Genomic DNA, 23310 nt, shown 5'->3' with positions numbered 1-23310 from the left:
AGGATCCCGCCACTGCCATGCACCTGGGCGATTGTGGTGAACACACCGGCGAAAGTTGAGATCTATACCTGGCGCTTCTGCCCCTTCTGCGTGCGGGCCAAGGCCCTGCTCGATCGCAAGGGTGTGGCCTACGAGGAGCACTCCATCGATGGGGATCAGACGGCCCGCGCCGCCATGGCCCAGCGGGCGGAAGGCCGCTCCAGCCTGCCCCAGATCTTCATCGACGACCGGGGCATCGGCGGTTGCGATGAACTCCATTCCATGGAGCGGGCCGGCCGGCTCGATCCGTTGCTGAAAGGGGCCTGAAGGTGCCGAGCCGAGCCGAGGCCGCCAGCCGTTCCCACCTCTTTGTCATCGATCCGATCCAGCGTCTGCGTCCGGTCAAGGATTCGAGCGTGGCCCTGATGCAGGCGGCCCAGCGCGCCGGCCATCAGGTCTGGATCTGCGGCCTGGCCGATTTGGCGGTGGAAGGGCAGCGAGCCGATGCCACTCAGCCTGGTCACCGCCCCACGGTGCTGACCCAGCCCGCCCGCCTCGCCGAGATCCGCCCCACTCCGGCCGGTTGGGAGATTCCTGAGCCCTGGGTGGAGCTGGGGGAACCACAGCGGTTGCCGCTCGACGCCTTCCCCTGGGTGTGGATGCGCAAGGATCCGCCCGTGGACGAGGCTTACCTCTATGCCACCCACCTGCTGGAGCTGGCGGAGCAGGCTGGAGTGCGAGTGCTCAACCGGCCGGCCTCCCTGCGGGCCTGGAACGAGAAGCTCGGCGCCATGCGTTTCAGCCATCTGATGGCGCCCACCCTGGTGAGCGGCAACATCGAGCAGCTCTCGGCCTTTGTCGCCGAGCACGGCGAGGTGGTGCTCAAACCCCTCGGTGGACGTGCCGGCCAGGGTGTGGTGCGCAGCGAAGCGCGGGCACCGGGGTTGCGGGCGCTGCTGGAGCTGGTCACCCACCAGGGGCAGCTGCCGGTGATGGCCCAGGCCTTCCTGCCCGAAGTGGTGGCGGGCGACAAGCGCATCCTGCTGGTGAATGGTGAACCGCTGGGCGCGGTGAACCGGCGCCCAGCGCCTGGGGAGTTCCGCAGCAATCTGGCGGTGGGTGGGGAGCCCGAGGCCACGGCCCTCACCGACGCCGAGCGCCGCATCTGCGCTGAGCTGGCACCGGCCCTGCGCGCTGCCGGGCTGTTCTTCGTGGGCATCGATGTGATCGCTGGTCGCCTCAGTGAGATCAACGTCACCAGTCCCACGGGCGTGCGCGAGATCGAGCGGCTGGGCGGCGTGCCCCTGGCGGATCTCAGCATCGAGGCGCTGTTGGCGAGCTGAAAGGAACTCGAACTACTCTGCAGCTGAATCATCCCGTGCGGGACCGATGAGCTCCGATTCCCTCCCGATCCATCCCGATCAGAGCGACACCCTCGCCAGCAGGGATGACGCCACGAAGAAGGCAAGCCGGCGGGCTGACCGGTTGATGACTGAAGAGATCGAGGACGCGGTTCAACCTCTGTTCAAGGTGAACCGTGCCCTGGGCTGGTGTCGGCTCCTTCTCCTGCTCCTCCCGGCCCTGGCCTGCCTCGTGATGTATGTCCGGGAGGCCTATCTGCCGGTGGCAGTTCTCTGGTTGTTGGCAGCGGCCGTGTTCTACGCCTTCGTGATGATCAGCACCCACGACATCAGCCACGCCAGCCTGATCGATCTCGGCAGCGCCGAGCAGGCCCTGGGATGTGTCCTGAGCTGGCCGGTGGCCTGGCCTTATCGCACCTACCGCAATCTGCATCAGCTCCACCACCGCATGAACGGGATGGATCTGCGCGATCCGGAACGACGAGAACCGTCCGAAGAGGAACTCGCCAGGGCCGGCTCGTGGCGGCGGCTCCATTTCAGGCATCCTTTCTGGCTGAGCGTTCTGGTGCTTGGGGGCATCCAGTTGATCGGCTCCATGATCTGGTTCGGCTGGAAGCTGCGCGACAGCCAATCCCGGTTGATGGGCGGCATGGTCAGTGATCTGATCGGGATCTTGGTGGTGCAGGCCGCGATGCTCACCTGGGCGATCGGCCATGGTCAGGTGATCAAGCTGTTGTTGATGCTGGTGGTGGTGGAGCGGGTGGTGGGAGCGCTGATGCAGGTGCGCGGCATGATCGAGCACCATGGCCTCTGGAAGCGCTTCTCTACCTACGAACTCACGCAGCTCTACAGCACCCGCAACATTGCCGCCGGCACTCTGGTGAATCTGCTGATGGGAGGACTGCCCCATCACTCCCTTCACCACGCCTACCCCTCCATTCCCTACGACAAATTGCCTCAGGCCACGGCAATCGCTGAAGCCGTGCTCTCTAGCCACGGCCATCCGCCGCTACCCACGGTGAACAACTACGCCGAGGGGGTTGCTCTTCTGCTCTGAGCTCTGTCTGGTTCAAGGCTGTTGCTCAGCTTCGCCTGATCGCCCCCAGCCACCACCGCAGCCCCACCAATAGAAAGCGAGGGTCGCCCATGAACTCCGGCAAGGTTCCCTCCACGGCGTGACCGGCGAACTGGAAAGCCCAGCCGGCCAGGAACAGCCCGAGGGCAGGGGCCCAAAGCCCTGGTCTCCAGATGGCCAGGGCTGCTGCTCCGACGGAGATCACGATCAGGGGGATGCCGATGAGATGGCAGGTGCGGTTCAGCGGGTGTTGATGGCTCCGCTCGTAGCGATCGATCCATTCACTCCAGGGTCGTCCGTCCAGCATCGTGATCAAGACTCCTCCACCAAGGAAAGGGCTTCACGGGCATGGCTGTAGCCAGCCTCGAAACTCTGAATATAACTCTTCCACTCCAGAAAGGGAATGTGGCCGATCTCCGGCTTGAGCACGAGATCGGCCAATCGCTCCTGGGATTGGGATGTGGAGTGGGAGGCACACATCATCGCATTGATCAGAGTTTTAGCCAGTGAAGGGCGCTGCCGCTTGCGACCCGGACCATAGTTGTTTGCCGAATCTGGCTCTACATCTAGCGATACCGCAATGATCCGCCCGTCGGTGAGAGCACGGGCCGGAGCGATTGGCAGGTTGTTCAGGATTCCCCCATCCACATGCAGGTTTCCCGTGGCATCTTCCACGGGTGGGAAGATTCCCGGCACCGACATGCTGGCCACCACGGCGGTGGGGATGTCGCCGGTGGTCCAGGCATGCAGCTGATTGGTGGAGAGGTTGGTGGAGAAGCACTGCAGCACCAGCCAGCTGTCCTCGACGCGCGAGCTGCCGAAGAAGGCCTTGAGTTCACGTTCGGAGTTGACCAGTGAGAAGAGTGATTGGCGCGGAAGGGTGAGCGAGTAGGGCCGTGAACGGATGATCACTCGCTCGAGGTGGCCGAGAATCTCCTCGGCCTTGAGATCGAAGGCGGCCAGCGACGACACCAGCGCTCCGATACTGACCCCCATCACCATGTCGATGTCATCGGTCCGGCGCTCCTGCAACGCCGCGATCGTTCCCACATGGGCAAATCCCCTGGCCCCTCCCCCGCCAAGCACCAGCACGTTCTGACGACGCAACACCGTTCGGGCCAGCCGCTGCAGATGGCTGAGCTGGCCGGCCCGGACATTGAGCACGAAGGAGACGCGCCTGCCGCTGCACCAGGGCTTCGAGCTGGGGCGCTCCTGCTCGCTCGGCCAGAGCCGCACCAGAATGCACTCCGCTTTGATTGATTCTGGAATCTGGACGTGATCCGCGGTCCCGTCCGTGAGGATCACCAGCCGGTCGAGCAGCTTCTGATTGCGGGAGCTCAGCAGCTCTGGAGCTTGCGTGAGAAACACCCTGACCCGGCCCGCTCCGGTGGCCTGGGTCAGCTCCAGATGGAGATCTTCTTCATTGGTGGAGGGGCTGAGGAGGGGGGCATTGCCCAGTGAGATTGCACCGGCAGCCTGGCTGATCAGCAGCTCTGGCAACCCCTCTAGGACCCGCTGGGTAAGGGGGGAGTCTGGGCTGGCGTTGTGAATCAGGATCGTGCCCAGAGCCGATCGTCGCGGGTCACGTCCGATCGAGGCCGCATCCGCCAGGGTTGTGATCAGCAGCGATTGAAGCTCTTCCGACAGTGACAACAGCTTGCGCAGATTCTCCAGGTTGAAGCCAAAGATGCTCAGGTCGGTGAGTGCGATTGCCGAGGCCGACCGTGGCTCATCGCCCAGCAGTCCGTATTCCCCCACCAGATCCCCGCGCACCACTTTCCGGAACCACGCCGTGCTGGGGCTCAGAGGGCCGTTGAACAGGCCGAGGATGCCCGACTCGATCACATACGCGAGCTCGGCCCTGTCACCTTCCCTGAAGAGCAGCTGCCCCTCCACGAGGCTGAGCGGATGTGGATTCAGGGCTTTTAGGCACTCGGGCGGGATGGTTCGGAACAGTCGAGAGCTGGCAAAGACCCTCTGGAGGCGCCGCTCTGGGGATAGACCGTCGGCGCTTGAAGGCAGGCTGCCGATGGGTTCGTTGCTGCCGCTCATCCCCACCAGGACGTCCGCTCGCCATGGGGCTGGCCACCCCGAAGGATGGAGGGTTCCAGCGGAAGATCGAGTTGCTGCTGCAGCACCCCCAGCTTCAGGGCCACTTCCTGGAGTTCCCGCTCTGGCTCGGACCCTCGCACCAGCCCGGCGCCTGCGGTGAGCTCGAGCGTGTTGCCGTGAAGGCGGCCGCTGCGGATCGCCACCCGCAGCTCGGCATCGCCGGCACTGTCGATCCAGCCGATCGGTGCGGCGTAGTGGCCCCGCTCAAATGGTTCGAGGCTGCGCAACCAGGCCATCGCTTCCCGCCGTGGCAGCCCCGCCACCGCCGGGGTGGGATGCAGGGCCTCGGCCAGGGCCAGGGGCTGATGCTCTGCCAGGGCGGCGGTGATGGGGGTGTGTAGATGGACCAGCCTGCCGTGGCGGGCCAGCCGCGGACGGCGGGGCCTCCGAGGCGTTAGGCCCGCCTCCGAGAGCACCCGGGTGATCGCCTCCACCACCAGTTCATGCTCATGGCGGTCCTTGGTCGATTGGGTGAGCTGCTCGGCCGGTGGTCCAAGCGGGGCGGTGCCCGCTAGGGCATCGCAGCGCAGTTGCCCCTGGCGCACCGCCAGCAGCCGCTCGGGGGAGGCGCCGATCAGGGCGTCGCCGGGACGTTGCTGCCAGAGGAAGCGGCAGCTGCCCGGTTGGTGACGGCGCAGGCGGGCCAGCATCTCCAGGGGCTCCAGCGGTTGATCCAGCCCCACCTGCTGGCGCACCGCCACCACCAGCTTGCGCAGGGATCCCTCCTCCACCAGGGCCAGGGCCTTACGCATCGCTTCGCGGTAGTCGCTTTCCCAGCAGGACCGGCTGGTGATGCCCACCCTGGGGTGGGGCGCCGGCCCGACATCGCCGTCGGCGGGCAGCCGGCTCAGCAGCTGGGCCCGCTCCCAGAGTTCCTCGGCCACGCCGCGGGGGGTGACATCACCGCCGATGCAGCGCTGCAGCCGCAGCCAGCAGTGGCGTCCCTGGCGGCTCAGCTGCCAGCGGGGCAGCACGGCCTGTACGCCGGCAACGGTGCCGCTGCCCTCCTGCAGGGGACTGTCGAAAAAGGAGAAGGCCAGCAGCACCCGCGGCCTGGCCAGGGGCGGCACGTTCTGGGGCTGTTGCCCCAGGCGGCTGAGGCTCATGGCGCTGAAGCGCTGGGCCAGCTCGAAGCGCCTCGGTCCGCTCAGCTCCAGGCGATGGGTGGTGCCGCTGGCGGCCAGGCAGAGTCCCGGTGCGCCGTCCCAGAGAAAGCGGAAGCGTCCGCCGTCATCGAGGAGGGGGAGCAGTGCCAGGGGATCCCGGCAGGGCATGGGCAGCGCCAGGCTGAGCACGCCCTCCTCCTCCAGCTGCCGTGCCCCCTGGGCGGCGGCGGCGAGCAGTTCGGTGAAGGAAGGAACGACCTGCACCAGGACGACGGCGGCGGTGGCCAGGGAAACTGCTCAAATGTATGGGCCCTTCCCGGTTCGCCGTCCCTGTAGCCCATGTCCGACCCCCAGGTCGTCGCAAGCCGTTACGCCGATGGGGACTCCAGCGGTGGTCTCTCGCCCGCCGACCGCTCCCACGATCCGGCCCGCCGTCGCCTCTGGAAGGCGGCGATCAAATGGCCGATGTACTCGGTGGCGGTGATGCCGGTGCTGCTGGCCGCGGGCTGGTGGGCCGGCCAGGGCCAGGCGCCGCGCCTGGATCAGTTGCTGACCTTCCTGGTGGCGGCGGTGCTGCTGCTGGCCTGGGAAAACCTGGCCAACGACGTCTTTGATGCCGACACCGGCGTGGACCGGCTCGGCAAGCCCCATTCCCTGGTGAATCTCACTGGCCGCCGCGACCGGGTGGCGCTGCTCGCCAACGGCTGCCTGGTGATCGGCCTGGCCCTGTTCGCCCTGGTGGCGGCCCGCAGCACCCCCCTGGTGCTGGCGCTGGTGCTGGGCTGCTGCGCCCTCGGCTACGCCTACCAGGGACCTCCTCTGCGGCTGGGCTACCGCGGCCTGGGTGAGCCGCTGTGCTGGCTGGCCTTTGGCCCGCTGGCCACCGCCGCCGCCCTGCTGGCGCTCGCGCCCACGGCTGCCGCCGGGCTGGGCGATCCGCTGCCTGCCGCCGGGATCCCCTGGAGGGCCGCCCTGCTGCTGGGCAGTGGTCCGGCCCTGGCCACCACCCTGGTGCTGTTCTGCTCCCATTTCCACCAGGTGGAGCAGGACGCCAGCCACGGCAAGCTCTCGCCGGTGGTGAAGCTGGGCACCGCCGGCGCCGCCGCCCTGGTCCCCTGGTTCATCGCCCTGACCCTGGCCCTGCAGTGGGCGCCGGTGCTGCTGGGCCGCTGGCCACTCACGGCCCTGCTGGGCATGGTGGGCCTGCCCGCCGCCAGGGCCCTGATCCAGTTGCTGCGCGAGCACCACGACGCCCCGGAGCGGATCGGCGGTAGCAAGTTTCTGGCCCTGCGCTTCCAGGCCTTCAATGGCCTCGGCCTGGCGCTGGGGCTGGCGATCGGCCCCTGGCTGCCACTGCGGTGAGGCTGGGCCTGCACTGGCGGCGCTTCGAGCTGGCCCTGCCCACGCCCCTGGTCACTGCCCGGGGCAGGCTGAGGAGCAAGCGCGGCTGGCTGTTACGGCTCGAGCTGCTGGCAGGGGGAGATGCCGAGTCGGCGCCGTTGCTCGATCAGGGCTGGGGGGAGGCGGCTCCGCTGCCGTTGGGCGCCCATCAAGGCGTTGATGAGCCGGAGCTGGTCCGCATCGCCAGGGCCATTGAAGCCCTCGGTTCCACGATCGATCACCAAGAGCTGGAGGGTCGTCTGCCGACCCTGCCGGCGGCCCTGGCCTTCGCCCTCGGAGCAGCCCTGGGCGAGATCCATGGGCTGGTGGGAGCCGGCAGCGGCGGCTGGCTGCCGCCGCCGGCTCCAGCATGGCTGCTGCCGGCAGCAGCAGCGGCCCTGCCGGCCCTGGAGCGGGTCCTGGACAACCACCAGAGCAGCCAGTCGGCTCAGCAGGACGGTGATGGTCTCCCCCTCACGTTGAAGTGGAAGGTGGCGGCCACCGATGACCTCCAGGAGCGCCAGCTGCTGGAGCTGCTGCTGGAGCGCTTGCCGAACGGCGCCAGACTCCGCCTCGATGCCAATGGAGGCTGGGGGCGCACCATGGCCGCGGCCTGGGCGGCAAGGCTGGCGGCCGACCCCCGCCTGGAGTGGCTGGAGCAACCACTGACTCCTACCGATCACGCTGGTCTGCTCGCCCTGGCCGCTGGCTCCCCGGCCCTGCGGGTGGCCCTGGATGAATCGTTGGCGCAGGATCCAGGCTTGCGCAACAGCTGGCGCGGCTGGCAGGTGCGACGGCCCTCCCAGGAGGGAGACCCCCGGCGCCTGCTGGCGCAACTGCAGGCGGGGGTGCCCTGGCTGATGCTCAGCACTGCCTTCGAGACCGGCATCGGCCGTCGCTGGCTGCACCACCTGGCTGCCCTTCAGGCAGGGGGACCCACCCCCGCGGCGCCGGGTCTGGCCCCGGGCTGGGGCGCCAGCGGTGATCTCGCCAGTACCGATCCCGAGCGGGTCTGGGCCGCATCCGCCGGGCGCTGGGCGGAGTCGCCAGAGTTGGCGTGAACGACATTGCCACCGCCACCGCCATGAGCCTCAGCAAGCAGGACACCCTGGCGGCCTCGGCCCCCTGGGTGGCCGTGGTCCTCAACCTGGTGCCGGGCCTGGGAACCGGCTACATCTATCAACGGCGCTGGCGGGCCTACTGGATCACCTCGGCCTTGAGTACCGGCTGGTTTGCCCTGGGGCTGGTGCTGGGCCAGGGGGGCGGGGCCGATCTGGGCGCCCAGACTGACCCGCGTCAGCAGTTGGTGGGTCTGCTCGGTCTGCTGTTGCTGGCCGGTGTCACAGCTGTGGAGGCGGGGATCGCCGCCCGCCGCGCCCGGCAGGCCTAGGCCCGGGATCGTCGCTGATGGGTTCTCCTCTGCTGCTCACCAGCGTCGCGCCGGCCGAGGCCCTGGTGGCGCACCTGGAGCAGGCCTGGCGTGAGGAGCGCCTGGTGGGCCTCTGCGCCGAGCAGGAGCAGGAGCTGCTCGGTGCAGCCTTGGCTGGATCGGCCCTGACCGGGGCCGGTGTGGTGGTGGGCAGTGGTGGCAGCGCCGGCCGCCGCCGCTGGTGCCTGCAGCCGCTGGCCCACCTGGAGGCCTCAGCTCGCGCCACTGGGCAGTGGTTGCAGTCGATCGGGCTGGATCCTTCATCGACGCTGCAGCTCAACCCTCTGCCACTCCATCACGTCAGCGGTCTGATGCCCCTGGTGAGGAGCCGGGCCTGGGGAACACCCTGGCGCTGGTTGTCCCCTGAGCTGATGCGCCGGCCCCGGGAGCTGGCGGCGGCGTTTCCCCTCCCAGCCGACCGCGGGGCGCTGCTCTCCCTGGTGCCCACCCAGCTGGAGCGGCTGCTGGCCGCAGCGGAGGGCTGCGCCTGGCTGCGGCGCTGCGCCGTGGTCTGGGTCGGAGGTGCGGCGCTTTCTGCTGAGCTGGCGGCCCGGGCCCGCGCGGCTGAGATCCGGCTTTCGCCCTGTTATGGCGCCAGCGAAACCGCCGCGATGGTGGCGGCCTTGGCTCCGGAGCGCTTCCTGGCGGGGGAGGATGGCTGTGGCCAGCCCCTGGCCGATGTGCAGCTGCGACTTGACCCCGATGGCGCTCTGCTGGTGCGCACCGGACGCCTCAGTCCCGGCTGCCTGGAGGCTGGGCAGCTGCAGTCGCTGGATCGGCAGGGGGCCTGGTGGCGCAGTGGTGATGGTGCCCGCGTCTGCCCTGCCGGCCTCGAAATCCTGGGACGGTTGGATGGGGCGATCAGCAGCGGCGGCGAAACCGTTTTCCCTGAGCAGGTGGAGGCCCGGCTGCTGGGCTGGGCCCGGTCGGAGGGACTACCCCTGGCCCAGGTGCTGCTGCTGCCTAGCCCCGATCCCCTCTGGGGTCAGCGCCTGGTGGCCCTGGTTCGTCACGGCGGTGCCCCAGGGCCGCCAGGGCCTGAGGCAGACACTGCCACCACGGCGGCCCTGATCACCGATTGCCGGCGGCTAGCCCAGCGGCTTCCCCCCGCCCAGCGCCCCCAACACTGGCTGGCCTGCCCTGATCTGGCCCCCAACGGCCTTGGCAAGTGGGAGCGGGGGCGCTGGAGCGGCTGGCTGCTCCAGACCTGTGACGGAGGAGCCCGCGCGGATGACGCTGCCGCTGAAGTCCGCTATAGCTGGTCAGTCGCGCCCCTTGGATGACCTCCTCTGCTGATCCGGAACTCTCCAACAAGAAGCTCGCCGCAGGGCTGCTGGGAATCTTTCTGGGTGCCTTCGGGATCCACAAGTTCGTGCTCGGCTACACCACGTCGGGCGTGATCATGCTGGTAGTGTCAGTTGCCGGAGGCGTGGTCACCTGTGGCATCGCCAGTTTCGTGATGGGGGTGATTGGCCTGATCGAGGGAATCATCTACCTCACCAAAACCCCCGAAGAGTTCAAGGCCACCTACATCGACGCGAAGAAGGAGTGGTTCTGATGGCTGGCCGCGGCCCCACATCCCTGAAAGCTGGGACCCTCAATCTGCGGGCACCCGGGCTCTCCGGCCGCCTCGGCCTGACCCTGCTGATCGCCCTGGCGGCCTCGGTGAGTTTCTCCCTGGCGGGGGTGGCGGTGGAGGATGGCTTCCATCCGCTCACCTTGGTGGCCAGCCTGCTCCCGTTGCAGCTGGCGGCCCTGCTCTGGGCTGTCTCCCTCAGGCCACCGATCCTCTGACTGGATCGTTCAGCGTCGGCTCCGGCCTTGATCCTGGGATCAGGACGGTGAAATCCCGCTGGCCGAGGCCTCCAGCCAGCGCTCGATCGGCTCCGGCAGGGCACAGCGCTGGCGGCTGGCCGCCTCGATCGCCACGTGGCGGGTGAGGCCACAGGCCACAGGGCGGCTGGTCCCGTCCGTGCGGGCGAAGCTGTAACTCACTTCGAACGTTCCGGGATCAAGCCGTCGTGGTGCGAGGGCGATCGCCACTGGATCACCGCACACCAGAGGTGCGAGGAAGTCGGCACGGCAATGCACGATCGGTAGGGCCAGCGGCGGTTGGCTGGGGACGCCCTTGCCATGGGTCTCAGGGGTCCAGCTGGGCGTGGGAAAGATCGCAGCGGCCGAGATTCCGAACGCTTCGAGGCTCTCCTCATAGGCCTCATGGCACCAACGCAGCAGCTGGTGGAAATGCATCACCCCGGCAGCGTCCGTTTCCCCGAAACGCACGCTGCGGCAGAGCAGCAGCCAGCTGCAGGGATCGAGTCTGGATGACGCGCTGCCATCCGCTTCTGTGCCAGCAGCCCCAGTGGTCATGTCGTCTCTTGATGAGCTAGCAAGCTCCGCGAGATAGCAAGCTCCTTGCTCCTCAGGAGTCGCTCCGGCAAGCAGGGCAGCTATTGATCGAAGCTTAGGGCGTGGATGGTGCTGCTGAAGCTGTCTTGAGATTGCTGAACACCGCGTTGAGGATCAGCGTTGTTGTCCGCTCGGAGTGCTGAGCTGACGCTCAGCCATCCACAGGCAATCGAAATCGGCTCCAGGGGTCCGCACAGCGAGTGGGCCAAAGTCGATCCACCTCGCTAAGGTCCAGATGAGGCTGTAGAGCCAGCGTGATGCGATGGCCTGCCCAGCCTTGTCATCCTGCTGACTGGTGCTGCTGGATGGAATGATCACTCCGCTGTCTGCTTGTATGACGACCACCATCTTCGATCAGGCGTCCGATCTTTCTGCCTTCGATCCCAAAGCGTTGCGTCAGCCTTCGCCTAAGTCCATGGGCTATCGCTGGAGCCGCAGCCTGGCCACGGGCTTGAACAGCTCCCAGATGGCGATGGCGGAGGCCTACATCAACGGCCTCGAAATCCCAGACGCTCTTTTTCGAGGTATGCTCCACGCCTCGATGCCGATCCTGTTCCGCCACTTTCCTGCCCTGCTGGCACCTTACGAATGGGTGCTTAATGAGTCAGATCAGATTGCTGAATCATCCAAGGAATTGATGTCGATTCAGTATGAGCGACCGCAGGAGATGCTGAATCGGATGTTGGGTGACTGGGAACCCATTTATCCCAAATACAGCACTGGATTCTGGGAAAATGGCGCCGAGGATCTGGAAACATCCCAGAAACACATGATTGATCAGATGATTGATCGGTTGGGGATCGAAGATGGCGACCATCTTCTCGATTTTGGCTGCGGCTGGGGCTGTGTTCCCAATTATATCCTTTCAAGATTTCCAAATGTGCGCTGCACGGGGGTCAACCTCAGCCGTGGCCAATGTGCCTACATGCGAGACAAGATGAACGACCCATGCAGCCAACTGAGCTCGGGCAGGTTCACCCTCGTGGAGGGCGACATCAACGAGGTGGTGTTCCCCGAAAAATTCAACAAGATCATCTCGGTTGGTGTGTTTTGCCATGTGGGCAATCTCACCAAGGCTTTCGCCAGGCTGGCTTCCCTGCTGGAGCCTCAGGGGAAGGTTCTGATTCATATCATCACCGTGCGGATCCCAAACAATATGTCGTCGGGCTTTACTCATAAGTACATCTTTCCCCATGGACGCTATTGGAGTCATGACGCGGTACCCAGTCACAGTAAAGATCTCAAAACCGTTCAGCGGTGGTACATGAATGGCATCAACTACCACAAAACCCTCGCCGCCTGGCAGAATCGCTTCGATGCCTCGCAGGATATTTGCAGTCGTCTGGACTACGGCATGGAGTATGCAAAGTTCCGGCGAATCTGGCGGTTTTATCTGTTGTTGCTTGGCACGATTTTTGCCACCTGCGATGGTGAATTCAATGGCAATGGCCAGTACCTGATGACCCATGCCTGAGCCGATGGCGGGCTCAGGGTGCCCAGGCTCAGGTTATGGGTTCGGAAACGCAGCCCTGCCGAGCCCATAGGTGAACACCATGCGCACCGCCCAGTAGAGCACCAGTAGCCCGGCCGTGAGCCCCAGGTGGATCTCCCTGAGGTCCTTCGGCACCAGACGGCCGCTGCGCAACGCCTGAACCGACCACGTCAAAAGCAGTGCCGCGGCGGCCGGCCCGAAGGCGTGCCACTGAAGCGCTTCCCCCAGTTCCCCGTTCAGGGCGGCGGCGGTGGCCCGGGTCAGGAAGCAGGTGGGGCAAGGAATCCCCGTGAGCGCCCGCAGTGGGCAGCCCAGGCCTGGCAAACCTGGGTGGCGGCCTTTGAGCCAGAGATAACCGGTCAAGCCGGCCGGAATCAGCACACCGCAGCGACGCAACTGTCCGAGCCAGCGGCGCCGCAGTGGAGTAGGCCTCAAGGCTTGAGGGGTGGAGCGAGCGTTCAGCGGTCCACCGAGCCCATGATCACGTCGATCGAGCCGAGGATCGCCATGATGTCGGCCACCTTGGCCCCGGTGAGGATGTGGGGAAGAATCTGCAGATTGTTGAAATCAGCGGCGCGGATCTTCCAACGCCAGGGGGTGACATCATCGTTGCCCATGATGAACACGCCCAGTTCGCCTTTGCCCGATTCCACCCGGGCGTAGAGCTCACCGCTGGGAATCTTGAAGGTCGGGGCCACTTTCTTAGCCACGTATTGGTAGTCGAAGCCATACCACTCGCTCTTTTTGCCTTCGCTCATGCGGCTGGCCTCCAGATTTTCGGTAGGGCCACCGGGGATCGCCTTGCAGGCCTGGTAGAGGATCTTCAGAGACTGCCGCATCTCCTCGATGCGCACCCGGTAGCGGGCATAGCAATCCCCTTCTGTCTCTGTGGCCACGTCCCAGTCGAAGTCGTCGTAGCACTCGTACTTGTCAATCTTGCGCAGATCCCAGGGCACACCTGAGGCGCGCAGCATCGGACCCGAGAGACTCCAGTTGATCGCCATCTCGCGACTGATCACCCCCAGGCCCTCGATGCGGCGCTTGAAGATCGGGTTGTTGGTGATTAGCTTCTCGTATTCATCGATCTTCGGGCCGAAGTAATCGCAGAAGTCGAGACATTTCTCCAGCCAGCCGTAGGGCAGGTCAGCGGCGACACCGCCGATGCGGAAGTAGTTGTTGTTGATCAACCGCTGGCCGGTGGCCGCTTCCCAGAGGTCGTAGATCATCTCCCGTTCACGGAAGATGTAGAAAAATGGGGTCTGGGCGCCCACATCCGCCAGGAACGGGCCAAGCCAGAGCAGGTGGTTGGCGATGCGGTTCAGCTCCAGCATCAGCACTCGGATGTAGCTGGCGCGTTTCGGCACCTGGATGTTGGCCAGCTTTTCGGGAGCGTTGACGGTGATCGCCTCGTTGAACATGCCAGCCGCGTAGTCCCAGCGGCTCACGTAGGGCACGAACATCACGTTCGTGCGGTTCTCGGCGATCTTCTCCATGCCGCGGTGCAGGTAGCCGATCACCGGCTCGCAGTCCACCACGTCTTCCCCATCAAGGGTCACCACGAGCCGCAACACCCCATGCATCGAGGGGTGGTGGGGCCCGAAGTTGACCACCATCGGTTCCGTGCGCGTTTCCAGTTGCGTCATGGGCCCGTGGACTCGAAGGCGAACGTGCGGATCTTAGGAAGGAACCATGCCGAAGACGTTCGATCACCTGCCGGTTCTGGCCGCTGCCGTGGTAGCCGGCTTTACCGACTTGCCCTGTGAAGGAACCCTGCTGGATGCCACCGTGGGCGGCGGTGGCCACAGCGCCCTGTTGCTGGCGGCTCATCCGGGCTTGCGTCTGATCGGCCTCGATCAGGATTCAGCGGCCCTGGCGGCGGCCGCTGAGCGCTTGGCACCCTTTGCTGATCGGGTCAGCCTGGTGGCCTCCAACTTCGCCACCTACACCCCCAGCGGGCCCCTGGTGGGGGTGCTGGCCGACCTCGGGGTGAGCAGTCCCCAGCTGGATCGTGCCGAGCGGGGGTTCAGCTTCCGCCTCGATGGGCCCCTCGACATGCGCATGAACAGCGCTGCGGGTGAGACGGCCGCTGAGCTGATCGACCGGCTGGAGGAGAAGGATCTGGCCGATCTCATCTATGCCTATGGCGAGGAGAGGCTGTCGCGGCGGATTGCCCGCCGTATCGTTGAAGCCCGACCGTGGCAAGGCTCCAGCCAGGGGACGGCCGCCCTGGCCTACCTGGTGGCCGGTTGCTACCCCCCCAAGGCCCGCCATGGCCGCATCCATGCCGCCACCCGCACCTTTCAGGCCCTGCGCATCGCCGTGAACGACGAACTCGGGGCACTCGATCGCCTGCTTCAGCACGCTCCCCACTGGCTGATGCCGGGTGGTGTGTTCGGTGTGATCAGCTTTCACTCCCTCGAAGACCGGCGGGTGAAGGCGGCATTCCTGGCGGATCAGCGCCTCGAGCGCCTCACCCGCAAGCCGCTGGTGGCCGCTGAAGCGGAGCAGGAGGACAATCCCCGCAGCCGCTCGGCCAAATTCCGCATGGCCCGCCGCCGTTCGCCCGCTCTGGCAGGGATGGTTGAAGGATGAACCGAATGGAGCTGTTCTGGTGGCTGGCCCTGACCATCCAGCTGCTGGCGATCCCCGGCACCTTCCTGCCGGTGCTGCCGGGTCTGATGCTGCTGCCCCTTGGCGCCGGAGTGTGGATGTGGGCCGCCGGCTGGAGTTCAGCCTGGCCCGAACTGCTGCTGGCCTCGCTGATCCTGCTGCTGGGTTGGGGTGCCGATGTGCTCGGGGTGGCCCTGGGCGCCGCCCGGCTGCAGGCCACCCGCTGGGCCTACATCGGCGCCGCCATCGGCCTGATGGTGGGGCTTCTGGGGTTGCTGCCCGCACTTCCCGTCGGTGGTCCATTGCTGGGGGCCCTGTTGGGACCCCTTCTGGGAGCCTCCCTGGGGGAACTGATCACCGCTTCCACAGAGTTGGGACCACTAGGCCTGGGGCGGTTGCGGCGTTCGTTGCTGGTGGGACTGGCGGTGGTGGCCGGGATGCTGGTGAGCCGGCTGGCCCAGGTGATCCTGTCCGTGATCGGTGTGCTGGGATTCGTGCTGCTCAGCAGGATCCTGGTCTGATCGGCTGGGCATGGAGGGGTGGTTTCACCGACTAGCGCTGGTCTGGGCGGCGGCATCCTGCGCCAAGGGGCGCACCCAGCCCAGCTTTCGCTCCAGCTTCTGAATCATCTTGCCGGCCAGATCCTTGCCGGTGGCCGCTTCGATCCCCTCCAGCCCCGGGCTGGAGTTGACTTCCAGCAGCAGCGGCCCCCGGTGGGAGCGAAGGATGTCCACGCCGGCCACATCAAGGCCCAGCACCTTGCAGGCCTTGACGGCCATCTGTTTTTCTTCAGGCTCGAGTTGCACCATGCTGGCCGAACCGCCTTGGTGCAGGTTGGCGCGGTACTCCCCCTGGGCGGCCCGCCGTTCGATCGCTGCCACCACCTTGCCCCCCACCACGAAACAACGCAGGTCCGAGCCACTCGCTTCCTTGATGAACTCCTGCACCAGAAGATTCGCATCCAGACTTTGCAGGGCATTGATCACGCTTTCGGCCGCTTTCTGGGTTTCAGCCAGCACCACCCCCTTGCCCTGGGCCCCCTCCAACAACTTCACGATCAGCGGAGCACCGCCCACCATCTGAATCAGATCCACGGTGTCATGGGGGGAATCCGCGAAGCCGGTGATGGGTGAGTTGAGACCGGAGCGGACGAACTCCTGGGAGGCATAAAGTTTGTCGCGGGAGGCTGTGATCGCCTGAGCGCTGTTGAGCACCTCCACTCCCATGGATTCAAATTGCCGTGTCACGGCGCAGCCATAGAAGGTGACGCTCGGACGGATGCGCGGGATGACGGCATCCACGGCCCCGAGCACATCGCCGCCGCGGTAATGCACTTCCGGATTCTTGGCATCCAGACGGATGTAGCACTGCCTGATGTTCAAGAACTGCATCTCATGGCCGCGCTCCTCGCCAGCTTCAATGAGACGACGGTTGCTGTAGAGATCCGGATTGCTGGCCAGCAGCACGATGCGCAGTCCACTTTTGTGCTGCACCGCATGGGCATACAACGCGCGGCTTTCCTCGGGGCTGACCTCACGCAGTTGATGGCTCCCCTCCGGATCCACGAGGATCCGGCCCACCATGGCCTCCCGGCCCAGCAGCATGCGATATCCCATGGCGTCGCGGTTGGCGAGGGTGAGGTCCACCTCCCAGCTCTGGTCCCCGAGCACCAGGCGCTCCCGGATCAGGTAGCGGCTTTCCACGGCGCCGCTGCTGCTCCTCACCTCCCGCTTGGAGCGCACGGGGGCCTCATGGCGCACCACCACACTGCGGTCGCCCTGTAGCGGATGGACTTCAAAGCTGACCCAGGTGCAGCCATCCTTCTGGAAGGGAACGATGTTGACGGCATGCAGCGAAGAGGTGGCCGCGCCAGAATCGACCCTTGCCTTGATCGCCGGCAGCCCCGCTTCTGGGAAACTGCACCACTCCTCGCTGCCAACGATGATTTTTGGCCTTCGCTGCCCGTCATGGCTCGGTGGGGTGCGGTGGAGCGGAAGAAGAGTTCACCACAGACATGCTGATGGCTCTGTCGGCCGTTGTCGACACCTGCGGGGCCTGGAGCGGTCCAGCGGTCGCTTGGCAGCGAACCTCGTCCCAGGGGTCGGTCAGGGTGTGAGGGCCGTCCGCCAGAACCCAGAACCTGCCGTCCAACAGGCGATGGTGGCGAGCCATCGCGCTGATCGCCGCACTTGAGGCGATGGCCCTTCGCCACCTACGCCTCGCTGCATCGTCGACACAGCGCACAAGGGGGTCGTGCTGCGCAGCTGTGATCCCCGACTGCCGGCCCGGTTGCGACTCGATCTGGCCGGTGTGCTGGTGGTGCACCTGGCCATGCTCGGCCTGGCTATCGCCCATGCTGTTCTGCTGCGCTACCTGCTGTTCTGGCTGGTGGTGGAACGCATCATCGGTGTGATCATTCAGACCCGCGGCTTGATTGAGCACCACGGCCTGTGGACTCCCTCAGCGAGCCATCGGCTCACCCAGCTGCGCTCCTCCCGCAGCGTCGGTGCCAGCATCTGGCTCAATGCCTGCCTGGGTGGGCTGCCCCATCACGCTGCCCACCACGCGTTTCCGGCCATCCCCTTCCAGCGGTTGCCTGAGGCCAGCGCGCGCCTCTCGGCGGTGCTGGAACGGCATGGTCTGGAGCCTCTGCCCCGCTTCTGTCACTACGGCGAAGGGGTTCTCCGGCTGCTCTGAACCAGGAGTACCACCATCGCCTGGACTGAGTGCACCCATTCCCGTGAGAGGGCCGTGATCAGGGGTTCATGCTGCTCAGTCGGGTGCTGCTGCCAGGTTGAGCTGGGTCGGATCGGGCTGGGCCCAGCGGAGGTAACAGCGGCCGGAATGCAGCAGCACACCCAGGGAGAAGAGGCCTTCAGCAACCTCCTGGTCGCGGGTCACCAGCACAGGAATGGCGACGTCGTGCTTGAGCATCACCACCGGCACATAGAGCAGGGCTGCAAAAAGGAAGTATCCCAGCAGCGTGGAGTGCGGCAGAACCGCATCGGCCAGCGAGCGCGGGATCAAGCGTCCGTTGGCCTCAAGGGTGAAACGTACGCCCACCAGAAGGGTCACACCCACGCATACCGCAGCCGTGATGGTCCAGATCCGGTCCTGAATCAGCGCCAGGTTGTGCAGGTTCGTTTCCTTCTGGGCGTTGGCGGTAATGAGCAGCTCAGGAGTATCCCAGTTGAAGATGGTCTGACCCCAGCTCATCTCCTCGAAGCCGATCAGCAGGCTGACCACGCCCAGGGTGAGGAAGAGGGCTCCGAGACCCCGCCGTCGCTTGCCCCTTCCCGGCCCCCATTCCCCGCGGCCGGTGAGCAGGAAGAGGACTCCGGCGGCAAGAAAGAACAGGAACGTCAGCCACTCCACCACGCTCCCTTCTGACACCAGAACCTTGTAGGCGTCCACGTCACTGACTCCGATCCTGTAAATGGCAAACAAGGCCATGGCAGCGAAGGGAAACCAGCCCAGCAGGCGCTCAAGACCCCGGCGCCCGTTGGACGTGGCCGACCAATCCATCAGCTCGCGGCCGAGTCTCAGCCAGCCGGCTGTGAGCAGCAGCAATCCGAACCCGGCCACCACGGCTTGCACGGACGTGGGCTGACTGCCGCCGATGCCGGCGATCCTCCCGGCGGCCGAGAGCATCAGGGCCGCGCCCAAGGCTCCCAGCAGTCCGTCGATCGCCCCGGCAAGGAAGCGCTCCCGCTGCCTCCGCTGCGTCGTTGTTGCCAGTGGCGGCAGGATCGGGTCCCCTGCAACCAGTGCGGAGGCACGGATCGGGATGGACCTCGGCAAGGCATGCCTCCCTAACTGAGTGTGGTTGGTTAAGGATCAACCATGATTCATTCAAGGTTGAGGAAAGGTGGCCTTTGAGGCAAGGTTCCTTCATCAGCCCCGCAGCTCGTTCAGGGCCGCCGCCACCACCAGCACGGCCAGGTCGATCTCCGCTGCCGTGGTGGGGCGTCCCAGCCCGAACCGGATCGAGGCCGCTGCCTTCGCTGGACTCAACCCCAGGGCAGCCAGCACGTGGGAGGGGCTGCCGCTGCTGCAGGCCGAGCCACCGCTCACGGCCAGCTGGCGGCGCAGGGCCCGGTGAAGCTGATTGCCATCCACCCCTTCCACCTGAATGTTGAGGTTGTGGGCCAGGCGGTGCTTCAGGCTGCCGTTCAGCTGCACTCCTCCCAGCTCCAGCAGCCCCGCCAGCAGCCGATCCCGCAGCCCGCCCAGGCGTTGCTGTCGCTCCTCCCAGTCGTGGCTGGCCAGCTCCGCCGCCCGCTGCAGCCCCACGATCAGGGGAACCGGCAGTGTTCCGCCCCGCAGGCCCCCTTCCTGGCCACCGCCATGCTGCTGGGGTGCCGGGCTGATCCCTGGAGCGATCACCAGGGCGCCGATGCCCTTGGGCCCATAGAGCTTGTGGCCGCTGAGGCTGAACAGGTCGATGCCCAGCTCGCCAGGGTGGATGGCCTGATGACCGAAGACCTGGGCCCCGTCGCTGTGCAGGGCGATGCCCCGCTCGCGGCAGAGCGCCCCGATGGCGGCGAGGGGCTGCAGCACGCCGATCTCGTTGTTGGCGGACATCACGCTCACCAGCAGGGTGTCGTCGCGCAGGGCCTCGCTGAATCGGTTTAGGTCCACCAGGCCATCGGGCTGCACCGGCAGCACGGTGAGCTCGAAGCCATGGCCGGCCAGGTAGCGCAGGGGCTCCAGCACCGCCCGGTGCTCCGTGGCCAGGGTGAGCAGGTGGCGCCCCCGCTGGCGGCGGGCCTCCACCAGCCCCTTGATCGCCAGATTGTTGGCCTCGGTGGCTCCACTGGTGAAGACCACCTGCTGCGGCGCCACCCCCAGGTGCCGGGCCAGACTGCAGCGGGCCAGATCCACCGCGGCTGCCGCCTCCAGCCCCGGGCGATGGGAGCCGCTGGAGGGATTGGCGAACAGCTCGCTCCAGTAGGGCGCCATCGCCGCCACCACGGCTGGATCACAGGGGGTGGTGGCCTGGTGGTCCAGGTAGGTGGTGGCCATCCCTCCTTTCCATCCCAGCGGAACCATTCCATGCTGACAACCCAGCCGCCATGAACCAGCCGATGGCTTCCCCCACGCAATCGCGGCTCCTGAGCGCGTCCCTTGCCGGCCTGGCCCTGGCCCCGGCTGTGCTCCTCTCCATCCCCTCCGCTGGAGCCCAGAGCGTGTTCGTGCGCCCGGACCAGAACCGCCCTGCCGGGATGGCCCTTCTGCTGGAGCGGGACATCGCCGATGGCAAGCAGGCCCTGGGGGTGTTCGGCATCAGCGCGGATCCCGTCCAGCCCCAGGTCTGGCGCATCAAAGTGTGGGAGGAGCTGCCCAACGACGTCAAGGTGCGCTCCGAGACCGTCCAGTGTTCGCCCTCGGCGCCGCTGCGGGTCACCAACGACGGCCGCAACTTGATCCTGCGGGAACTCAATCCCGGCGGCGCGGTCACGCCGGCCAACCGCATCGACCATCTGGTCTGGTGGGCCACCTGTTTCCCCCAGCAGGCGGGCAAGGACCCCAACGGCCTGCGCAGCCTGGCCCGGGAGCTGGGCTACAGCGGCCACCGGGTGGAGCGGGAGCAGGTGGTGCCCGCCGGCAACCTCTGAGTGCTGTGCAGGGAGTGCGCTTCAGGCCTCGATAGATTCCCCCCATCGCCAGCCGGTCCATGAGCCAGAACGAGTCCATCAGCAGGCCGGAAGAGGACACCAGCGCCGAGGAGCCGATCAGCCCACCGGCCCCGGCCCGCCTGCTCCTGGTCGATGACGAGCCTGGGCTGCGCACGGCCGTGCAGGCCTATCTGGAGGATGAGGGCTTCGTTGTGGCCACCGCCAACGACGGCGAGGAGGGCTGGGTGGCGGCCCAGGAGTTGATCCCCGACCTGGTGATCAGTGACGTGATGATGCCCCGCCTGGATGGCTACGGCCTGCTCAAACGCCTGAGAGGCGACGAGCGGCTGGGGGGCACTCCGGTGATCTTCCTCACCGCCAAGGGCATGACGGCCGATCGGATCGAGGGTTTCCAGGCCGGGGTCGACGACTACATCCCCAAGCCCTTCGATCCCGATGAGCTGGTGGCGCGGGTGCGCAACGTGGTGCGCCGGCAGGAGCGGCTGCTGGCCGAGGCGGCCCGCTACGCCGATGCCGACATCGGCCAGATGGCGCGGCAGATCACCGAGATCCGCTCCCTGCTGCAGCAGACCGGATCCCAAAAGAGCGCCACGCAGGCCATTCATTCCTTCACCCCCCGGGAGGGGAGCGTGCTCCAGCTGGTGGCCGAGGGACTGATGAACAAGGAGATCGCCCGCCGCCTGGAAACCTCGATCCGCAATGTCGAGAAGTACGTGAGCCGCCTGTTCACCAAGACCGGCACCACCAGCCGCACCGAACTGGTGCGCTACGCCCTCGAGAACGGTCTGGTTGACTGAGCCACTGCCGCCGGGCTGGCTGCCGGCCCAGCTCAACGGCGGCTGGACCTACAGCGACCGGGTGGGCCAGCCCCAGGCGTTGATCAGTGCATTTCTGGCGGAGCGCCACCGCCATTCCGCTGCCACCCTTTGGCGGCAGCGGCTGCAGCAGGGCGAAATTCTGCTCAACGGCCGCCGGCTCGATGGCGATGGCCCCCTGAAGGCTGGCGATCGGCTCCAGTGGCAGCGTCCCCCCTGGCTGGAGGAGGCGGTGCCGGCTCGTTGGCGGGTGATCCACGACGACGGTGATCTCCATGTGATCGACAAGCCCAGCGGCCTTCAGGTGCTGCCCGCTGGCGGTTTTCTGGAGCACACCCTGCTGCACCTGCTGGAGCGCTCCTGCGAGGGTCAGGCGCTGCCGAGGCCTGTGCACCGGCTCGGGCGCCACACGTCGGGGTTGCTGGTCTGTGCCCGGAGGCCCCAGACCCGCGCCTGGTTGAGCGCCAGGTTGCGTGAGAGCACCGCCGACCGCCCAGCCGATCCTGAAAGCGCCAGCCCTGCCGCTGCCTGCCGCAAGCTGTACCGCGCCCTGACCGTGCCGGCCCCGCTGCCGCTGGACCCCGGCGACATCCTGGTGATCACCACGCCGATCGGCCGGTGTCCCCATGCCGGCCTCGGCCAGATCTGGGCCGCCGCTGCCGGGCCCGAAATCCCCGGCGCCCTGGCCGCCTGGAGTGAGCTGCGCCTGCTGGAGCGCCGTCCCCAGGGACATCTGGTGGAGGTGGCGATCCGCACGGGGCGGCCCCACCAGATCCGCATCCACCTGGCCAGCGTCGGTGTGCCGCTGCTGGGCGACCCCCTCTACCAACCGGGCGGGGCGGCCCGTGCTGAGGCTCTGCCGGGGGATGGCGGCTACCGGCTGCACGCCCACCGGCTGCGCCTGCCGTTGCCCGATGGGGGCTGGCTGGATTTAGAGGCCCCGGCGCCCCCGGAGCTGCGCTGAGCTCCCTTCAGCGGGGGTGCTGGCGCATCAGCCGCTGCACCTCTCCGGCGTGATAGCTGCTGCGGGTAAGGGGGCTGCTCACCACCTGCAGGAAGCCCAGGTCCCCCTCGCCGCTCGCCCTGTAGCCGTCGAACTGGGCGGGGGTGACGAAGCGCTGCACCGCCAGGTGCTTCGGCCCTGGCGAGAGGTATTGGCCGATGGTCACGATGTCCACCTGGTGGGCCCGCAGGTCCCCCAGCACCGCCACCACCTCCGCGTCGGTTTCCCCCAGCCCCACCATCAGCCCTGATTTGGTGTAGGTGCGGGGCCAACCCTGGCGCACCCGCTGCAGCAAGTCCAGCGAGCGCTCGTAGATCCCCTGGGGCCGCACCTGCCGGTAGAGCCTGGGCACGGTTTCGATGTTGTGGTTCAGCACCTCGGGCGCCCCCTCCATCACGGCGGCCAGGGCCTGCCAGTTGCCGCAGAAATCGGGGATCAGCAGCTCGATGGTGGTGCGGGGCGAGCGGTGTCGCACCTCGGCGATGCAGGCCACGAACTGGCTGGCGCCTCCGTCGTCGAGGTCATCGCGGTTCACCGACGTGATCACCACGTGGGTGAGGCCCATGCGGGCCACCGCCTCTCCCAGCCGCTCCGGTTCGCTGGGGTCGAGGGCCCTGACACTCTTGTCGAAGTCGATGTCGCAGTAGGGGCAGGCGCGGGTGCAGCCGGGCCCCATGATCAGAAAGGTGGCCGTGCCGCCGGCGAAGCACTCGCCGATGTTCGGGCAGCTGGCCTCTTGGCAGACCGTGTTCAGTTTGAGGTCCACCAGCAGATCGGCCACCGCACCGATCCGCTCCCGCTGGGGAGCCTTGACACGCAACCAGTCGGGCTTGAGCAGGGCGTCGGGGGCCATCACTGCCGGAATCCTGGGAGCAGAAGTCTAGAAACCCGCCCCGGGGG

General features: G+C 66.7%; 26 protein-coding genes and 1 pseudogene. 16 read left to right on the top strand and 11 right to left on the bottom strand.

Features of this window, described 5'->3' with window-relative positions:
• Positions 1 to 36: 36 nt before the first annotated feature.
• Genes grxC through KBY67_RS09130 form a run of 3 tightly spaced genes read left to right on the top strand, consistent with a single transcriptional unit; the run spans position 37 to position 2397 of the window.
• Positions 37 to 306, top strand: coding sequence for a glutaredoxin 3 (gene grxC / locus KBY67_RS09140; RefSeq protein ID WP_255110719.1), 270 nt, complete (start codon positions 37 to 39; stop codon positions 304 to 306).
• A 2-nt stretch (positions 307 to 308) separates the two neighbouring features.
• Entirely contained in the window at positions 309 to 1322 is a 1014-nt protein-coding gene (gshB, locus tag KBY67_RS09135) for a glutathione synthase (protein WP_255110718.1), read from the top strand.
• Positions 1323 to 1368: 46 nt separating this feature from the next.
• A complete protein-coding gene (locus KBY67_RS09130; protein WP_255110717.1) occupies positions 1369 to 2397 on the top strand; it encodes a fatty acid desaturase in 1029 nt (342 codons plus the stop codon).
• A gap of 25 nt (positions 2398 to 2422) precedes the next feature.
• On the opposite strand, the gene KBY67_RS09125 is transcribed toward KBY67_RS09130, so the two are convergent.
• From KBY67_RS09125 to KBY67_RS09115, 3 genes are read right to left on the bottom strand one after another with little or no spacing between them, the layout of a single operon-like run.
• Positions 2423 to 2722: an Mpo1-like protein gene (locus KBY67_RS09125; protein WP_255110731.1), complete on the bottom strand. Its 300-nt coding sequence runs from the start codon at positions 2720 to 2722 to the stop codon at positions 2423 to 2425.
• A gap of 5 nt (positions 2723 to 2727) precedes the next feature.
• A complete protein-coding gene (locus KBY67_RS09120) occupies positions 2728 to 4467 on the bottom strand; it encodes a patatin-like phospholipase family protein (protein ID WP_255110716.1) in 1740 nt (579 codons plus the stop codon).
• The gene (locus KBY67_RS09115; RefSeq protein ID WP_255110715.1) at positions 4464 to 5897 is read right to left on the bottom strand and encodes an isochorismate synthase MenF; all 1434 of its coding nucleotides are present in this window, start codon (positions 5895 to 5897) and stop codon (positions 4464 to 4466) included. The genes KBY67_RS09120 and KBY67_RS09115 overlap by 4 nt, the downstream gene beginning before the upstream one ends.
• Positions 5898 to 5972: 75 nt before the next feature.
• On the opposite strand from KBY67_RS09115, the gene menA reads away from it, so the two are divergent.
• Genes menA through KBY67_RS09085 form a run of 6 tightly spaced genes read left to right on the top strand, consistent with a single transcriptional unit; the run spans position 5973 to position 10236 of the window.
• Positions 5973 to 6995, top strand: a complete 1023-nt coding sequence (gene menA, locus KBY67_RS09110) for a 2-carboxy-1,4-naphthoquinone phytyltransferase (protein ID WP_255110714.1) — start codon at positions 5973 to 5975, stop codon at positions 6993 to 6995.
• A complete protein-coding gene (locus tag KBY67_RS09105) occupies positions 6992 to 8074 on the top strand; it encodes an enolase C-terminal domain-like protein (protein WP_255110713.1) in 1083 nt (360 codons plus the stop codon). The genes menA and KBY67_RS09105 overlap by 4 nt, the downstream gene beginning before the upstream one ends.
• Before the next feature lie 23 nt (positions 8075 to 8097).
• Positions 8098 to 8403 carry a hypothetical protein gene (locus KBY67_RS09100; protein WP_255110730.1) on the top strand — a complete coding sequence of 102 codons (306 nt, stop codon included), beginning with the start codon at positions 8098 to 8100 and terminating at the stop codon, positions 8401 to 8403.
• A 17-nt stretch (positions 8404 to 8420) separates the two neighbouring features.
• On the top strand, positions 8421 to 9725 hold the full coding sequence (locus KBY67_RS09095; RefSeq protein ID WP_255110712.1) for an AMP-binding protein: 1305 nt from the start codon (positions 8421 to 8423) through the stop codon (positions 9723 to 9725).
• Positions 9722 to 10000, top strand: coding sequence for a TM2 domain-containing protein (locus KBY67_RS09090; protein ID WP_006173299.1), 279 nt, complete (start codon positions 9722 to 9724; stop codon positions 9998 to 10000). Before KBY67_RS09095 ends, KBY67_RS09090 begins: the two co-directional genes overlap by 4 nt.
• Complete coding sequence (locus KBY67_RS09085; protein WP_255110711.1) at positions 10000 to 10236, top strand: hypothetical protein; 237 nt, start codon at positions 10000 to 10002, stop codon at positions 10234 to 10236. The genes KBY67_RS09090 and KBY67_RS09085 overlap by 1 nt, the downstream gene beginning before the upstream one ends.
• A 39-nt stretch (positions 10237 to 10275) precedes the next feature.
• On the opposite strand, the gene KBY67_RS09080 is transcribed toward KBY67_RS09085, so the two are convergent.
• On the bottom strand, positions 10276 to 10812 hold the full coding sequence (locus tag KBY67_RS09080; protein WP_255110710.1) for a thioesterase family protein: 537 nt from the start codon (positions 10810 to 10812) through the stop codon (positions 10276 to 10278).
• Between the two features lie 373 nt (positions 10813 to 11185).
• On the opposite strand from KBY67_RS09080, the gene KBY67_RS09075 reads away from it, so the two are divergent.
• A complete protein-coding gene (locus KBY67_RS09075; protein WP_255110709.1) occupies positions 11186 to 12325 on the top strand; it encodes a cyclopropane-fatty-acyl-phospholipid synthase family protein in 1140 nt (379 codons plus the stop codon).
• Between the two features lie 33 nt (positions 12326 to 12358).
• On the opposite strand, the gene KBY67_RS09070 is transcribed toward KBY67_RS09075, so the two are convergent.
• The gene (locus KBY67_RS09070; RefSeq protein WP_255110708.1) at positions 12359 to 12778 is read right to left on the bottom strand and encodes a DUF2752 domain-containing protein; all 420 of its coding nucleotides are present in this window, start codon (positions 12776 to 12778) and stop codon (positions 12359 to 12361) included.
• A gap of 23 nt (positions 12779 to 12801) precedes the next feature.
• Positions 12802 to 13986: an NAD(P)H-quinone oxidoreductase subunit H gene (locus KBY67_RS09065; protein WP_255110707.1), complete on the bottom strand. Its 1185-nt coding sequence runs from the start codon at positions 13984 to 13986 to the stop codon at positions 12802 to 12804.
• Positions 13987 to 14032: 46 nt separating this feature from the next.
• On the opposite strand from KBY67_RS09065, the gene rsmH reads away from it, so the two are divergent.
• Both rsmH and KBY67_RS09055 read left to right on the top strand, forming a co-directional pair.
• Positions 14033 to 14935 (top strand): 16S rRNA (cytosine(1402)-N(4))-methyltransferase RsmH, encoded by a 903-nt coding sequence (rsmH, locus tag KBY67_RS09060; RefSeq protein ID WP_255110706.1) that lies wholly within the window; start codon positions 14033 to 14035, stop codon positions 14933 to 14935.
• Between the two features lie 5 nt (positions 14936 to 14940).
• Positions 14941 to 15474 carry a DUF456 family protein gene (locus KBY67_RS09055; RefSeq protein ID WP_255110705.1) on the top strand — a complete coding sequence of 178 codons (534 nt, stop codon included), beginning with the start codon at positions 14941 to 14943 and terminating at the stop codon, positions 15472 to 15474.
• Positions 15475 to 15498: 24 nt separating this feature from the next.
• On the opposite strand, the gene rimK is transcribed toward KBY67_RS09055, so the two are convergent.
• The gene (gene rimK, locus KBY67_RS09050; protein WP_399214219.1) at positions 15499 to 16428 is read right to left on the bottom strand and encodes a 30S ribosomal protein S6--L-glutamate ligase; all 930 of its coding nucleotides are present in this window, start codon (positions 16426 to 16428) and stop codon (positions 15499 to 15501) included.
• A 90-nt stretch (positions 16429 to 16518) separates the two neighbouring features.
• Positions 16519 to 16896 (bottom strand): annotated as a pseudogene (locus KBY67_RS14950) (ATP-dependent zinc protease); the annotation flags it as partial.
• Between the two features lie 310 nt (positions 16897 to 17206).
• Between KBY67_RS14950 and KBY67_RS09045 the strand changes: the two are divergent.
• On the top strand, positions 17207 to 17650 hold the full coding sequence (locus KBY67_RS09045; RefSeq protein ID WP_255110704.1) for a fatty acid desaturase: 444 nt from the start codon (positions 17207 to 17209) through the stop codon (positions 17648 to 17650).
• A 75-nt stretch (positions 17651 to 17725) separates the two neighbouring features.
• On the opposite strand, the gene KBY67_RS09040 is transcribed toward KBY67_RS09045, so the two are convergent.
• Positions 17726 to 18754, bottom strand: a complete 1029-nt coding sequence (locus KBY67_RS09040; RefSeq protein WP_255110703.1) for a hypothetical protein — start codon at positions 18752 to 18754, stop codon at positions 17726 to 17728.
• Positions 18755 to 18847: 93 nt separating this feature from the next.
• Positions 18848 to 19978, bottom strand: coding sequence for a cysteine desulfurase family protein (locus KBY67_RS09035; RefSeq protein WP_255110702.1), 1131 nt, complete (start codon positions 19976 to 19978; stop codon positions 18848 to 18850).
• A 62-nt stretch (positions 19979 to 20040) separates the two neighbouring features.
• On the opposite strand from KBY67_RS09035, the gene KBY67_RS09030 reads away from it, so the two are divergent.
• Genes KBY67_RS09030 through KBY67_RS09020 form a run of 3 tightly spaced genes read left to right on the top strand, consistent with a single transcriptional unit; the run spans position 20041 to position 22371 of the window.
• Positions 20041 to 20571 (top strand): hypothetical protein, encoded by a 531-nt coding sequence (locus KBY67_RS09030; protein WP_255110701.1) that lies wholly within the window; start codon positions 20041 to 20043, stop codon positions 20569 to 20571.
• 59 nt (positions 20572 to 20630) lie between these two features.
• The gene (locus KBY67_RS09025) at positions 20631 to 21389 is read left to right on the top strand and encodes a response regulator transcription factor (RefSeq protein WP_255110700.1); all 759 of its coding nucleotides are present in this window, start codon (positions 20631 to 20633) and stop codon (positions 21387 to 21389) included.
• Positions 21382 to 22371 carry an RluA family pseudouridine synthase gene (locus KBY67_RS09020; protein ID WP_255110699.1) on the top strand — a complete coding sequence of 330 codons (990 nt, stop codon included), beginning with the start codon at positions 21382 to 21384 and terminating at the stop codon, positions 22369 to 22371. The genes KBY67_RS09025 and KBY67_RS09020 overlap by 8 nt, the downstream gene beginning before the upstream one ends.
• A gap of 7 nt (positions 22372 to 22378) precedes the next feature.
• Here KBY67_RS09020 and lipA read toward each other — a convergent pair whose 3' ends face one another.
• Positions 22379 to 23248 (bottom strand): lipoyl synthase, encoded by an 870-nt coding sequence (lipA, locus tag KBY67_RS09015; protein WP_255110728.1) that lies wholly within the window; start codon positions 23246 to 23248, stop codon positions 22379 to 22381.
• Positions 23249 to 23310 lie beyond the last annotated feature (62 nt).

It is taken from the genome of Synechococcus sp. RedBA-s (assembly GCF_024345495.1).
Taxonomy (GTDB): Bacteria; Cyanobacteriota; Cyanobacteriia; order PCC-6307; family Cyanobiaceae; genus Regnicoccus_A.
Note: the sequence above shows the minus strand (reverse complement) of the source record. Positions and strands in the feature narration are given on the sequence as shown.